Genomic DNA, 14646 nt, shown 5'->3' with positions numbered 1-14646 from the left:
TGGTCATTGCTCTATACTGAAATCAAGTTTATTGGGGCGTTGTGCAATGGTACGGCTGAATGAGAATCCCCCTTCCTTGCGAAAACGCACTCAGCGCTGTAGTTCACCCATCGCCGCAGCAGATTAACTAATCACAACGCGATCGCCCACCTGCAATTGCAATCTTGCTTTCGCACTACCGCCATTCACCGCAATCTCCACAAAGTTGTGGCTACCAATCAGTGCAACTGGCTCCCCGACTGCGACCTCTGCATAGGTCGTGCGCCCTCTTAGGAGATGCCCTGCAATCTCTACCCACCAATCCTGTAGCGCGATCGCACTTTCAGGAATATTCGTCACCGCGTTGCCAAAATGATCCACATATTGAATGCAGCCGATGATGCGATCGCCCTCTTGCTCCCAGTTGGGGAACTCCAGCGTCACCAAAGAAGCTGGGTCAATGGGTTGTCCCAATCGTTCCAACAAAACGCCATTTGCCAAATGCGCTGCGACAGGTGCAAAAACGTCTCGTCCGTGGAAGGTGTGGCTGGGGTTGGGCACATGCCAATAATTGGAATTCGTAAGTTCTACTGCTGCGATCGCCGGATACTGCTGCAACACACCGCCAAAGATGCCGTTATCTGGCCCTACTAAGTAGCCTTGCGCAAACTGAAGCGCGATCGCCCTTCGAGTGCTGCCTACTCCCGGATCCACCACTGCCACATGCACCGTTCCCATCGGAAAGTAGGGCACCGCCGTCATGAGTACGAACCTTGCAGCGGCTACATCCTGCGGCGGAATGGCGTGAGTGAGATCAATGATTTGCGAAGTTGGAGAAATGCAGGCGATCGCCCCCTTCATTACTCCCACATAGGCATCCTGTAAGCCAAAATCGGTGAGCAGCGTCATCAACGCCATACAAGCTACGGTTGCTGTTGTTGCAGTTGCTTTTGCCGTTCGGCATGATAGGTTGTGCCCCACTCATGCATCGCATCCAAAATTGGTTCGAGTGTGCGTCCCAACGGGGTGAGTGAGTATTCCACCTTGGGTGGCACTTGTTGATACACTTCCCGATGTACGATGCCATCCTGTTCCAATTCACGCAACTGTTGCGTCAGCATCTTTTGGGTAATGCCCACCAGTGAACGGTGCAGTTCATTAAACCTTTTTACACCGTTAAATAACTCATGCAAAATCAGCACCTTCCAACGGGCACCAATAATGTCCAGCGTTGTTTCAACCGAACAAGTGAGGCGATCGCCCTTCGCCTCTAGACGAGACCCTTCTCCCCCATTGGCTCCTGCTTCTTTTGGCAACGGATTGACCGATACCAACCTCAATGGATCGCTGTATGCCTGATTTTCTCCATTAGTTTCCATTTGGATAGTACCTTACTTAAAAGTGCATACTTCCCTAATCCTATGTACTCACTATAAACTGAATTCATTGAGTTGATAACGACTTTTACAACAGTTATCCCTCAAAATTTATCGCTCGATCCGTTGAGACTTAGCTGCTTAGATACCTGACTGTTTAGAACGGTGCGATCGCATCGAGTGCATGAGTTCGCAGGAAGCGTGAACTGAGAGCAGAGGGGACTTGAGACGACGGGCGATCGCCAACCGATCCATGTTGGAATCATTCGTCAGGTGTTGGAGAGATCGACCTCATTGAGGATGAACGGTGAGGCGTGTGATTCATTTGCAACTGGTGAGTGTGTTTGGTTGAATGTGTTCGGTTTAATTCTTTTTGTCTTTGACCTATATCGGAGGTGTTTTGATGATTACCCTACGCCCATCGAACGAACGTGGACACGCTTACCACGGTTGGCTCAATAGCTATCACACCTTTTCCTTTGCCAACTACTATGATCCCGACCATATGGGCTTCCGCGCTCTGCGGGTGATTAACGAAGACTGGGTCAAACCGGGTCGTGGGTTTGGCACCCACCCTCACAACGATATGGAAATCATCACCTATATGCTGGGTGGGGCTGTAGCCCACAAAGACACCATGGGCAACGAAACGGTGATTCGTGCCGGAGAGGTGCAGGCCATGACGGCGGGAACTGGCATTGCCCACAGCGAAATCAACCCTTCTCGCGAAGAAGACTTGCACTTAATGCAAATCTGGATTTTGCCAGAAGCGGCTGGGCTTACCCCCAACTATGACCAAATCAACGTTTCCTCCGAGGAGAAGCGGGGCACATGGCGCAAAGTAGCTGGGCGTAACCCGGGCGCTGGTGCGGTACACATTAACCAGGATGTGGATTTGTACGCAACGGTGCTGAGCGAGGGCGATCGCTTGTCCTATGAGCTACGGGCGGGCCGCTATGCGTGGGTACAGGTGGTTAGCGGCAAACTCAGCCTAAATGGAGTTTCGCTGGAAGCAGGCGATGGAGCCGCCATTAGTGACGAAAGCCTCTTGGATGTGCAGGCTCATAGCGATACCGAAGTTCTCCTGTTTGATTTGGCATAGTCATCGCCTGAGCCGATGCCTGACGAATATAGAACCCCAGGTAGTTTCTTCCTGGGGTTCTTTCCACAGAAGGACGCTGGGAATTCATAATTCAACCTACGTTGAAAGCAGCTATGGCTAGAGAAGCGTACTCTGTGAGTTGTAGCTTCAATACGCTTTGCATCAATTTATCTTTTTATCTTTGGTTGGTAGATCCTCATCAGCTTATTTCCCGCATAAACCGTCTTATCAATTCTGCGTTGGTTAACTTGGTTGCTCTACGCTCATTAACTACCAACCGTTTTTAATTTCAGATTTAGAACACTCTTCACCGCCAGTGATGCAGCATTAAACATAGGAGAATCTCATGGCATTAGGAATGCTCGTGAATGGTCAATGGACCTCTAAGCGAGAGCAAGAAGACAAGGAAGGTCGTTTTCTTCGCCCCTCCACCACCTTTCGCAATTGGATTACGTCCAATGATGTTGGGGAATACGAAGCCGAGCGCGATCGCTATCACCTCTATGTATCGTTGGCGTGTCCCTGGGCACACCGAACGTTGATCATGCGATCGCTGAAAGGGCTCACCGATGCCATTTCTATTTCCGTCGTGAATCCGTACATGGGCGATGAGGGTTGGTCATTTGAAGACGCGCCTGGAGTCATTCCTGATCCCATCCACAACGCCAAGTTTTTGCGAGAAATCTATGTTGCTTCAGAGGAACATTTCACAGGGCGTGTTACGGTTCCAATTCTGTGGGATAAGAAAACCAACACGATTGTGAATAACGAATCTCGCGAAATTATTCGCATGTTGGATACCAAGTTTGAAGGGATTGCTAAGCCTGAGATAGACCTGTATCCTCAACACCTACGCGACAAAATTGACGAAATCATCGATGAAATTTACGATCCCATTAACAATGGCGTGTATCGAGCAGGATTTGCCATTGCGCAAAGAGCTTACGAGGAAGCTGTAACTGAGCTATTTGACGCGCTGGATCGTTGGGAGTCTGTGTTGGCCAACCAGCGCTATCTCTGCGGCAACCAGCTCACTGAAGCCGACATTTGTATGTTTACAACGCTGTTGCGCTTTGACCCGGTGTATTACAGCCACTTTAAGTGCAATGTGCGCCACATCTGGCAGTACCCCAACTTGTGGGGTTACCTGCGCGATATTTACCAGATGCCTGGGGTCGCAGAAACCTGCAATCTTCACCACATTAAGCAGCACTACTACCGCAGTCATCCCAATGTGAATCCATCGGGGATTGTTCCGGTTGGGCCTGAGCTAGATTTGACCAGTGATCATGGGCGCGATCGCCTTAGTCCATAAGCCAGTAAGTCAGTCATTTCCCTGCAACCCGGTTTGAACCCTTTAACAGGGCTTAGCCTGTTGAAAGCGGATTGAAAAGCGAGCCATCGGGCTTGGCATCATGCATTCACCCAATGGCTCGTCGCGATTGATATCCGGTTTTGATAGCTTGTGTGAGTTTACAGACTCAATTTCACAAGCTCAATCCTTCACATACTTAGCTCAGTGCACCGGTTAAAAAACTAGCTGCTTCTTCCTTGAGCACCGTAGCCTTATCGGTTTGCTCCCACGGCAAATCCAAGTCTGTTCGCCCAAAGTGGCCATATGCTGCCACATCTTGGTAGAAGCGACCTCCCCGCACACCAGGCAAGCGCGACAAGTTAAATGCTTGAATAATGCCAGCCGGGCGTAGCTCAAAGTTGCGATTGACCAACTCTAAGAGATGGGTTTCCGCAATTTTGCCGGTGCCAAACGTTTCTACCATGAGGCTAACTGGACGAGCCACACCAATGGCATAGCTTAATTGCACTTCGCATTTTTCGGCAAGGCCAGCTGCCACAATATTTTTGGCAACGTACCGAGCTGCATACGCTGCACTACGGTCAACCTTGGTGGGATCCTTGCCAGAAAAAGCACCACCACCATGGCGAGAGTAGCCACCGTAGGTATCTACAATAATCTTGCGGCCTGTTAGCCCAGAGTCTCCTTGAGGACCACCCACCACAAACTTACCCGTTGGGTTCACCAAGAAGCGAGTTTCGTTGTTGGGCTTGACGGCCATATCGGCAAACACAGGCTGCACCACAGCCGACCACAAATCTGATTTGATGCGGGCCTGCACTTCTGTGGGATCGACAATGCCATCGATCGTTGCTGTGTGCTGAGTGGAAATCAAAATAGTATCGATGCCAATGGGCTTACCATCTTCGTAGGCAACCGTGACTTGGGTTTTGCCATCGGGTCGTAGGTAGGCGAGTTGCCCCGTTTTGCGTACGGCTGCTAGCTTGCGCGAAATTCGATGCGCCAAGCTAATCGGCAAGGGCATAAATTCGGGCGTTTCGTTGCAGGCAAAGCCAAACATAATTCCTTGGTCACCCGCTCCAATCGCATCCAACTCTTCATCGCTGGACTGTTCGCGCTGTTCGTGTGCTGTGTCTACCCCTTGGGCAATGTCGGGAGATTGAGCGTCGAGGGCCACAAGCACAGAGCAGCTACTTGCCGAGAAGCCATTATCAGCATCGGTATAACCAATCTCAGCGATTTTTTGACGCACCAAATCAACGTAGTTAATGATGGCTGATGAGCTGATTTCGCCCGTTAGCAAAACTAAGCCCGTGTTGACAACCACTTCTGCGGCAACACGGCTGGCTGGGTCTTGCGAGAGGAGTGCATCTAAAATCGTGTCGGAGATTTGGTCACAGATTTTGTCAGGATGCCCTTCAGTAACAGATTCGGAGGTAAATAGATAGCGGCGAGACAAGGACGTATCCTCTCCTTAAGTTTAGTGAGTAAGTGTTGGGGGTGTTGTGCTCTGGCAATTATCGCAGATTGCGTTGAGCTATAGGAAGCGATAATTATCCCACTTACCGATAGACAAAATGGACATCACAGGAATTGTGACGGCTTTTCAGCGATTATTAAGAATCGCTGGCGATCGCAACTGGCAAGGGATCTGTTACAAAAATTAATTTAACGTGAGTTATGGATAATTTGAAGTGCCTATTTTTGCGGGCGCAACGCGCCCGCAAAAATAGCTTTTCTCAGGCTTGGGTGCATAAGGTTGTGCTATGGCAAGACCTCAATTTGGGAAATGGAAGAGACGATCGCACTGGCATTGGGTAGTTCTGTGACATCTTGCCAGGCCCATAAAGCCGCGATCGCCCCTGCTGTGTGAGCTAAGCGAGCCATTTCAATATCTGCCGAAGAATCTCCAATGATTAATGTAGAGGCTGGTTCAGCATGCAGAGCCGCACAGGCTTGATGCACAAATATAGGATTTGGCTTCGAAACCCCTGCTTGAGCGCCAATGTAGTGTTGAAACAGGGCGTTGAGCCCATAAACTTGAAGAAAATCGGCAATGTTTTCCGAATGGTCTGAAGAAACGATTCCCAATTGCACATCCAGTTGATGCAGTCGGTGCAGCAATTCGACAATGCCCGGAAAGGGTGGCGTTTGCTCTGCTTTGGATGCCATGTGTTGATCCGCCTTTACAAAAGCGTGATGAACAAGGTCTACCGCTTGAACCCATGCTTTGCCCGTTGCGGCGACATAGGCTGCGGCTGCAATTTCGTTTTCTTGGCGAGTTCCAACCGCCATCAATCCCTGAGAGTGAAAATTTTGGCCAGATATTCCAAATGCTGACATCAGCGTGTGGTACAGCCCAGGCACTTGGCTATCAATCCAGCGCGATCGCTCATGTCCTAGCTTCCACAAAAATTGCTCTACATTCGCTAAAGTTCCGTCTTTATCAAACAAAATCGTTTTGATATTGGAGAACACCACTCCATTGCATCGAATAACAGCCAACAAATCTTCTCCTACACCACACCGCAAAAATAGTTGCAATAGAACATCTGCAACAAAAAAAGGAGGGATATACCCTCCTCTTGCTTATGAATGACTGGTACTGGCTCTATTCGGCTGCTGCGACGGCTTCCTCTTCAAGCACATCGTCTGAAGCAACATCATCAACGGCAGATGATTCTAGAGCCTGCTGAGCCTGCATCATTTTTTCACGATACTTCTCAGCCATTTCTTCAGCTTTGTCATAAACCAACTGAGGATTCCGCACCATATCGCCCTGCTCAGGCTCAAGCTGCTTGGTAGACAAAGAAATCCGTCCCCGATCGGCATCTAGGTCGATAATCATGACCTTTACCTCGTCGTTCACATTAAATACGCTATGAGGCGTATCGATGTGCTCGTGGGAAATCTCGGAAATATGCAGCAAACCGCTGACACCGCCGATGTCAATGAAGGCACCGTAAGGTTTGAGCCCGCGAACCGTTCCGATCACAACCTCGCCAACCTCTAGACGATTCATCTTGCGCTCAACCAGCGCACGACGATGGCTGAGGACGAGGCGGTTCCGATCTTCATCCACTTCCAAGAACTTGAGGGGGAGTTCTTCCCCAACCAAATCTTCTTTGGGTTTGCGAGTGCTGATGTGAGAACCAGGAATAAATCCGCGTAGACCTTCAATCCGAACCAGGGCTCCACCACGGTTAGTTGCAAACACGGCAGAACGAACGGTTGCGTCTTCTGCTTGTAGCTGACGAACGCGCTCCCAAGCTCTCATGTATTCGATCCGACGAATCGAGAGGGTAAGTTGTCCCTCTTCATTCTCATCGGACAGGATGTAGAACTCACGGGTTTCGTTGGACTGCAAAACCTCATCTGGAGCATCAATCCGGTTGATAGACATTTCCTGAATCGGAATGTAGGCAGCCGTTTTAGCACCGATGTCAATCAGAGCGCCCCTTGGCTCAATGCTAAACACCGTCCCGGCAACAATATCTCCGGGGCTAAAGTGATAATCGTAATCGTCCAGAAGGGCAGCAAAATCTTCGTGGGTAAAACCGATATCTGCTTTCTCTTTTTGCTGATTGACCATGCTAATCGTTTCCTAATGTCCTCTGTTGGGGTGATGATTGGTTCTCCTAAATTTGGACATAACCAACTTACAAAGTGTGCAGCGCGATCGCTTCGGATCGTCTTCTCTATTCTATGAGATTCTGACCCCAGGCACAAAAACCCTAGAAAATGTATATTAACGCATTTTTAAGCCAGATCGGTAGCTCAGAACAACAATCGGCGAAATGGAAAAATGCAGAGTTTTTCTGGCTTTGGGCGATTTAGGCTAGTTTTGGCTCTAAGAAACGTCAAAAATGCTTAAAATTAGAGAATTTTGGTTTTTCAGCCAAGGGTTTGAGGTTCTGAAGCGGGTTTTAGCCGGATTTTAAGTAGCTGGACTTAAGATATATCAGGGCGATCGCCCCTGTATGCCACCGCAGAGATTCCCAGAATTCAGCCAACGATTTTCCAAGCTGGCAGAGACCTGTTGACCATGGCCCAAGCATTGTCGAATCGCCTAACCCAAATCTCATCCGCCAATTGGGCAGAATGCGGTTGTGTTTCAAATGTGTAGTTGTTGGGTGTGAACCACACCCAACAACTACATATCCTAGAACATCACCCAGAATGCTTGGAGGTTCTATGGGTAATTCAGGGGTTCGGCAACAAGTACCCAGTACAAAAGCAAGCTAACCTAACTACCAAATTTTTAGACATGCCAAGATTAATAGCTCAAGCGAGACGAGGCTGACGGTTCTCTACCGTTCTCTTCCAATACAGGTTGATGCCGCATCGAAGCCCGGTCAGAGTTGATTGGTTCTCCCACTTCCGCGCCTGCTTGTAGATGGTTGAGAGTTTCAACAAAATCTCGAATGCCTTGAAACTGCCGATAAACTGACGCAAAACGAACGTAGGCAACCTCATTCACGGTTTTTAACCGTTGCAACACGAGTTCGCCAATTTCATTGCTTGCCACTTCTCGCACAGAGCGTTGCTGCAATTCTGCCTCAATCTCGTCAACCAAATGCTCTTGTTCGACTGGAGAAAGACCTGTCTTTTCGCAGGCACGCATAATGCCCCGCAGCAACTTAGAGGGATCAAATGACTCGCGATCGCCATTTCGTTTAATCACCACGATTGGCACAAACTCGATCCGCTCATAGGTTGTGAATCGGCGGTTGCATCGCAAGCATTCGCGTCTCCGTCGAACACTCTGCCCTGACTCAGCAGAGCGAGATTCCAACACTCGGTTATCTGTAAATTGGCAAAACGGACAGCGCATTGAAACAGCCCTCGTTTGAACAACCTAGGCTGCCGCTAAAAGAACCTTAGGTTGAATCTGTTTACCAATAACTTTAATCAAAGCAGCAAAAAATGAACAATTTTTCTTTAAGATACCCCCATCTTGCCTTTAAAGCACTACCTGTAGCGATCGCACAAACCCATTAGCCCTAAAAATCCCGTCCACACGCAAAAAAACTGAGCCATTTTCAATCTTCAAATAAATCAGAAGATCTCATGAAAATAGCTCAGGCTTCTAAACTCTTACCTAGAGTTATGAAGGGATGTAACACCCCATATCATTCATCTTTTTTAGTGATGCGAGGTGGCTCACGAAATGCGATCGCAAAGAAGAGTAAGCCCAACGTGGCGATCAGCAAGAGAACATAAATTACGCTTTCCATAAGGAAACTCCTACTCTGCCAAAACCATAATCAATGTAACAACACAGCAAAAAGGCAGATACAACCGACACAAGACTTATCAGCGTATCCGCCCTTTCTAGGCCAAAGCCAAGTTAGATGGCTTCCTTGCGGCGGGTTGTTTTGTCACCCAACTTTTGGAAGTAACCCCACTCAACCTGCTCTTCCGATAGTTCAGGGTCAATACCAGCAAACACATCACGGAACAGAGTCCGAGCGCCATGCCAGATATGGCCAAAGAAGAAGAGCAACGCAAACACAGCGTGGCCGTAGGTAAACCAACCCCGTGGGCTAGTGCGGAACACACCATCCGCCTCAGGAGTTTCACGATCAAACTCGAAAACTTCACCCAGCTGAGCTTTGCGAGCGTATTGCTTAACAACCGCCGGATCGGTGAAAGTTTGACCGTTGAGTTCGCCACCGTAGAAGCTAACCGTAACGCCAACTTGCTCAAAGCTATACTTCGATTCAGCACGACGGAACGGAATGTCAGCGCGTAGAACGCCATCCTTATCTGTCAACAGAACCGGAAAGTTCTCGAAGAAGTTGGGGATACGACGCACAAACAACTCACGACCTTCCTTATCGGTGAAGGTTGCATGACCCAGCCATCCCTGAGCAATACCGTCACCCTTATTCATAGGACCCGTGCGGAACAAACCACCCTTAGCAGGGTTGTTGCCGACATAGTCGTAGAAAGCAAGCTTCTCAGGAATTTCGGAATAGGACTGAGCCATACTTGCACCGTCTGCAATAGACGAACGAACACGGCGATCAATCTCTTGCTGGAAGTAGTTACTATCCCACTGATAACGAGTAGGTCCGAACAGTTCGATTGGAGTTGTGGCGCTTCCGTACCACATCGTTCCAGCCACAACAAAGGCCGCAAAGAACACCGCTGCGATGCTGCTTGATAAAACGGTCTCAATGTTCCCCATCCGCAGAGCCTTGTACAGACGCTCAGGTGGACGAACAGCCAAGTGGAAGAGACCCGCGATAATGCCAACCACCCCCGCAGCAATATGGTGAGCAACAACACCGCCCGGATTGAAGGGGTTGAAGCCCTCAGGCCCCCATGCCGGAGCAACAGGCTGAACACTTCCTGTCAAACCATAGGGATCTGACACCCACATTCCCGGTCCAAACAAACCGGTTAGGTGGAATGCTCCAAAACCGAAGCAGAGCAGACCAGATAAGAACAAGTGAATCCCAAACATTTTGGGCAGATCCAATGCGGGCTCACCCGTCCGAGGATCTCTGAAAAGCTCTAGATCCCAATAGACCCAGTGCCAGCATGCTGCCAAAAACAGCAGGCCAGAGAGAATGATATGCGCTGCGGCAACGCCTTCAAATGACCAAAAACCGGGGTTCACGCCGGTTTCGCCAGTAATGCTCCAGCCACCCCAAGAGCCAGTTACACCCAAGCGAGCCATAAAGGGCAGCACAAACATGCCTTGCCGCCACATGGGATTGAGTACAGGATCACTGGGGTCAAAGACGGCCAGCTCATAGAGAGCCATAGAGCCAGCCCAACCAGCAACCAGAGCAGTATGCATCAGGTGTACAGCAATCAGTCGCCCTGGGTCATTCAGAACTACTGTGTGTACGCGATACCAGGGTAGTCCCATCGACTACGCTCCTCCTAGATAAGTTTCAACGCCTTCTTGAGCCTTATATTAAGCTGCCAGATACTAGTAAGCCTACCAGAATCGGGCATTCAAGTTTGCCTCGCTGCACTTAAAACAACTTGCCTCAGCTGGGAGGTGTAGTTGTTTCGACAGTTTGACGATAAGGTTGTAAAAATGAAAGTGTATAAAGAAGTGTAACCAGCGTTAGAAGCGAAATCAAGCATCCAACTTACAGCGGGAAGGGGAGGGTATCTAACATGGTGAATAGTGGCGGACACCAGCAACAAGGGATCGCAGTTGACGGAACTTCAATTGCAGGCCCAGTCGAGAATTCAGAAACAGCAGCCTCTGCTGCAGGAGAAAAGAAAACGTTTCAATCGGCTTTGATTAAGTTTCTTAAAGAAGATACTGAGGTGGTCGCTGCTGATGGCGCGAACCTGAGGCTAAAAGCTCTAGAAAACCGTGTCGATCTCTACACATTTGTTGGGAAGATGATGAACTGCGGTGGTTATGGCCAGTGCGGTACCTGCATTGTTGAGATTGTGGATGGGATGGAAAATCTTTCACCTCGAACCGATGTGGAAAACCGCAAGCTGAAGAAGAAACCCAACAACTACCGCTTGGCTTGTCAAACCTTGGTTCATGGACCTGTGAGTGTGAATACCAAGCCTTAATGATCCGGGCTGTTGATATCAGCTGTTGGTATCGGCTGATGAGTCTGGGTGATGGCTGACCCTTGCGAGCAAAAAAAATACGTAAAAATGGGAGCTTTTGGGTGTGAAAATACTCAAAGTTCCCGCTTTTTGTTAGCAAACCGATGATTGGTTTTGCCTGTGGGCTGAGTTGCTTGATTGGGGTTGTTCCACGAGCTAAAGCACTGAATTCGTTTTTAGAGTCGAGTGAAATGAGGTGTCCTTTACGCAAATTTTCATGGCTTATACAAGATTGATTTTTTGTTAAGTATTGTATCGATCTGTTGAGGCGTAGTTTCTTCAAGAAATGCGGCAGATGTCGATCGATCGCCAAGATTCTTGCCACGTCAGATGGTATCGTTATGCTAGATTCGTTAGTCTTTTGAGATAAGTAGAAAAGGGGCTGGGTCTGATGCAAGTAAACGATCTGGGTTTTGTAGCTAGCCTTCTATTTGTGCTGGTTCCTACAGTTTTTTTGTTGATTCTTTATATCCAAACTGCAAGCCGTGAAGGTAACAAATCCTGATGTATGAGCAACGACTTGCATAGGTGGTTGGCTTCCGGGGTTTTTCCTAAATGAGGCGGTGCTACCTAATACATTTGATCCAGGCTTTTTCTTGAGTTGAAGGGCCTGGATCTTTTTGTATGGTTGTGGTGCCAGAGTGCCCTGCCAGTTGATGCGCGATCGCCCCATCTCAAATGAATATCAATAACAGACGTTAAACGAGCTATCTTTCTAAGAAAAGCCCTGGCTTATCCCCCCGAAGACGACTGAACCAGACGTTGCCAAGGTAAGCTGTTGCGCTCCCAAAAAACGCGATCGCTGTACCCTTGAATTTGCACATTTGTATCAGCCAGAGCCAAGCGTTTTTCTGCGATACAGGCGTAGTCGAGTTCTTGTTCGATGCCTACGTAGCGACGATTGAGCTTTTTGCAGACGACAGAAGTTGTACCAGATCCTAAAAAGGGATCGAGAACGAGCGCATTGGGTGGAGAGCTAGCAAGAATGAGCTTGGCGACGAGTTTTTCTGGTTTTTGAGTCGGGTGGTCTGTGTTTTCGGGCATGGACCAGAAGGGAATGGTGATGTCGGTCCATAGATTGGAGGGAGCAGTGAGGCGAAAGTTGCCGTCGATCGTAGCGTTCCAATCTTTGGGTTGTCCCATGGGATCGGTGTAGGGCGCAAGCACTCGCCGTTTGAGCCGCACTGCATCGGCATTGAAGTAGTAGGTCGAAGACATTGTGCAAAACCAAATGTCCTCTGAGCAGTTTTTCCAGTTTTTGCGAGAGGCGCGTCCCTTTTCTCGTTCCCATGTAATGCGATTGCGCACAATGAAGTAGCGAGAGGCCACGTTATACAAGGCTGGAGAACACTGCCAATCACCGCAGATATAGATGGAAGCCGTTGGAGTTAATAGTCGCACTAGTTGACTGAGCCACTGGGCAACCCAATTTTCATATTCTTGAAGCGATCGCCTGCGATTGGTGCGTTGGTTAAACCGTTTGGTGAGATTGTAGGGTGGATCGAGCACCAGCAAATCAACACAGCCAGAAGGCAGGTAGGGCAGCGCCTCAAATAAATCTTGGCACAGTGTGCGGTTGAGAATGGCCGCTGCTGAAACGGGTTGTTGTAGCCGCAGCAGTCGTTGCCGATAGTGCGATCGCTCGGCAACAGTTAGGGTTAGAGTTCGGTTGCGCGGGGCACGGACTTTTTCACTCACGCCAATGATGGGCCAGCAAAACTGGCTAGCAATCCTTTAGCCCTAAGGTTAAGACAGCTTTGAGTGATTGCCTCAATTTTTTTTGCGATCGCGCCTTTGCTTTGCTAAAAAATTGCTCAGGTTACCCGCAAGCCATTCAAGATGCCATCCCATTCCAGCATCTTGTGGCCTCACAAAACCCTCACAAAACAAAGATGGTTGATGCAGCGGATACCGCCACACCAACCATCCTCAACAACGATGAATTCAACAATGAATAAAGGCCAAACGGCTCGTCTTACCTTGAAAGGTGTCCATTCACCCAGGCTGAACTCTTGAAGCTTCAACTCTAAATAGACCGGAGTTTCCCTTCGCCTGTACCAGCAGGTTCGAAAACCTTCACAGTTAGGGGTTGGGCAGAGCATGCATGACGCGCTCTAGGCTGCCGAGGTTCGCACCAGCATCACCGGGCAGGGCGCATACACCCGCACATAATCCGACAGCGATTGTCCCAACAGGCGATCGAGATCTGGCAGTCCGCGAGCAATACTTGGACGACGATCGGGTGAACCCAGCATCAGCAAGTCCACGTTCATATCGGCGGCAACCTGACAAATGCGCTCACCGGGCTTGCCTTCGGGGGCGATCGCTTTGTAGTTAATCCCCAAACGCTTGGCTTCGGCGATCGCTGGCAGTAGTACAGGGTCTTCTTCGGGGTTCGCCGAAATTTCACCCGGTTTCAGCTTCATTTCTGGATTTGTATGCACCAGAATGATCTGTCCGCCTTTAATGTCTCGCAGAAAGGTAAGTGCCAGCTTCAGCGTTTCCTGTGCCGAAGAAGACTTATCCACCGCCACCATAATGCGGTTCAGCTTTTTGACATAAATATCGTCCTTAACCAGTAGCATGGGCTGGGCAGCCAACTGAAACACATACTGGCTCACCGAATTTTCGAGGATGGACTGAATTCGCTTCAGTCCGCGCGACCCCATAATGATGAGATCGACATCCAACTCATCTGCAACCTTGACCACCACATCTTTAGGATCGCCCGTCCGCAAAATAGCATTCACCTGAGTTGGATCCAGCTGAAGCTTTTGGATGGCAGCTGATAAGAGCTTTCCACCTTCTTCCCATTTTTCCGCCATATCATCGGATGTGATTTGGGGCGGCACCACGTGCAAAATTGCCACAGAAGCCGCCTGAACACTCGGAATCTCCATCAATGCGCGCAGCATTTCTTGAGTGTTTCCGGTTCCAGAATCCGCCAGTAAAATCTTTTCAATTCTCTCTAACATATCGTCTGCCTCTTAACCGATGCTGCGGTGTTGAGCAATACTAATGAGGAACCATGCAGGTTGGGGCTTAGCAGTCACTCACGCTCAAGACAACCCAGGTCAGCACTCATCAAAACCGATGATTGTTCCTGTTGCCTTTGCCGCGTCGGCCAAGCGATCTTGCGATAACTGCATTCACCAGCCACGTTAACTAGGTACAGCCCGTGCCAACAACGATTGCTCTAGCTCGCTTTCAAGCTTAAGCTACCGATGGGTTGACCAACACAGATGGTGTAAAAATTGATAAAAGCCGCTCACATTTTG

General features: G+C 49.2%; 14 protein-coding genes. 4 read left to right on the top strand and 10 right to left on the bottom strand.

Going from position 1 to position 14646, the window contains the following annotated elements; all coding sequences use genetic code 11:
• Positions 1-123: 123 nt before the first annotated feature.
• Together ACQ4M4_RS13510 and ACQ4M4_RS13505 are read right to left on the bottom strand one after the other, a co-directional pair.
• On the bottom strand, positions 124-897 hold the full coding sequence (locus tag ACQ4M4_RS13510; RefSeq protein ID WP_430685015.1) for an SAM hydrolase/SAM-dependent halogenase family protein: 774 nt from the start codon (positions 895-897) through the stop codon (positions 124-126).
• A 5-nt stretch (positions 898-902) separates the two neighbouring features.
• Positions 903-1358 carry a winged helix-turn-helix transcriptional regulator gene (locus tag ACQ4M4_RS13505; protein WP_430685014.1) on the bottom strand — a complete coding sequence of 152 codons (456 nt, stop codon included), beginning with the start codon at positions 1356-1358 and terminating at the stop codon, positions 903-905.
• Positions 1359-1758: 400 nt separating this feature from the next.
• Between ACQ4M4_RS13505 and ACQ4M4_RS13500 the strand changes: the two genes are divergently transcribed.
• Together ACQ4M4_RS13500 and ACQ4M4_RS13495 are read left to right on the top strand one after the other, a co-directional pair.
• Positions 1759-2457 carry a pirin family protein gene (locus tag ACQ4M4_RS13500; protein ID WP_430685013.1) on the top strand — a complete coding sequence of 233 codons (699 nt, stop codon included), beginning with the start codon at positions 1759-1761 and terminating at the stop codon, positions 2455-2457.
• Between the two features lie 346 nt (positions 2458-2803).
• The gene (locus ACQ4M4_RS13495; protein ID WP_430685012.1) at positions 2804-3772 is read left to right on the top strand and encodes a glutathione S-transferase family protein; all 969 of its coding nucleotides are present in this window, start codon (positions 2804-2806) and stop codon (positions 3770-3772) included.
• 196 nt (positions 3773-3968) lie between these two features.
• Here the strand turns inward: ACQ4M4_RS13495 and metK are convergent, their stop codons facing one another.
• The 6 genes from metK to psbB all read right to left on the bottom strand — a co-directional run bounded on the left by metK (position 3969) and on the right by psbB (position 10655).
• Positions 3969-5231, bottom strand: a complete 1263-nt coding sequence (gene metK, locus ACQ4M4_RS13490; protein ID WP_430685011.1) for a methionine adenosyltransferase — start codon at positions 5229-5231, stop codon at positions 3969-3971.
• Between the two features lie 305 nt (positions 5232-5536).
• A complete protein-coding gene (locus ACQ4M4_RS13485; RefSeq protein ID WP_430685010.1) occupies positions 5537-6277 on the bottom strand; it encodes an HAD family hydrolase in 741 nt (246 codons plus the stop codon).
• A 106-nt stretch (positions 6278-6383) separates the two neighbouring features.
• Complete coding sequence (locus tag ACQ4M4_RS13480) at positions 6384-7364, bottom strand: 30S ribosomal protein S1 (RefSeq protein ID WP_430685009.1); 981 nt, start codon at positions 7362-7364, stop codon at positions 6384-6386.
• Between the two features lie 684 nt (positions 7365-8048).
• Positions 8049-8606 carry a transcriptional regulator NrdR gene (gene nrdR / locus ACQ4M4_RS13475; RefSeq protein WP_430685008.1) on the bottom strand — a complete coding sequence of 186 codons (558 nt, stop codon included), beginning with the start codon at positions 8604-8606 and terminating at the stop codon, positions 8049-8051.
• A 298-nt stretch (positions 8607-8904) separates the two neighbouring features.
• Positions 8905-9009 (bottom strand): photosystem II reaction center protein T, encoded by a 105-nt coding sequence (locus ACQ4M4_RS13470; RefSeq protein ID WP_430685007.1) that lies wholly within the window; start codon positions 9007-9009, stop codon positions 8905-8907.
• Positions 9010-9122: 113 nt separating this feature from the next.
• Complete coding sequence (gene psbB, locus ACQ4M4_RS13465) at positions 9123-10655, bottom strand: photosystem II chlorophyll-binding protein CP47 (protein WP_430685006.1); 1533 nt, start codon at positions 10653-10655, stop codon at positions 9123-9125.
• A 257-nt stretch (positions 10656-10912) separates the two neighbouring features.
• On the opposite strand from psbB, the gene ACQ4M4_RS13460 reads away from it, so the two are divergent.
• Entirely contained in the window at positions 10913-11329 is a 417-nt protein-coding gene (locus ACQ4M4_RS13460) for a 2Fe-2S iron-sulfur cluster-binding protein (protein ID WP_430685005.1), read from the top strand.
• A 430-nt stretch (positions 11330-11759) separates the two neighbouring features.
• Positions 11760-11873, top strand: a complete 114-nt coding sequence (psbM, locus tag ACQ4M4_RS13455; RefSeq protein WP_430685004.1) for a photosystem II reaction center protein PsbM — start codon at positions 11760-11762, stop codon at positions 11871-11873.
• Positions 11874-12100: 227 nt separating this feature from the next.
• On the opposite strand, the gene ACQ4M4_RS13450 is transcribed toward psbM, so the two are convergent.
• A complete protein-coding gene (locus tag ACQ4M4_RS13450; RefSeq protein ID WP_430685003.1) occupies positions 12101-13066 on the bottom strand; it encodes a DNA-methyltransferase in 966 nt (321 codons plus the stop codon).
• 416 nt (positions 13067-13482) lie between these two features.
• Entirely contained in the window at positions 13483-14343 is an 861-nt protein-coding gene (locus ACQ4M4_RS13445; protein WP_430685002.1) for a universal stress protein, read from the bottom strand.
• Positions 14344-14646 lie beyond the last annotated feature (303 nt).

It is taken from the genome of Leptolyngbya sp. AN02str, assembly GCF_050565595.1.
Lineage (GTDB): Bacteria > Cyanobacteriota > Cyanobacteriia > Elainellales > Elainellaceae > Kaiparowitsia.
Note: the sequence above shows the minus strand (reverse complement) of the source record. Positions and strands in the feature narration are given on the sequence as shown.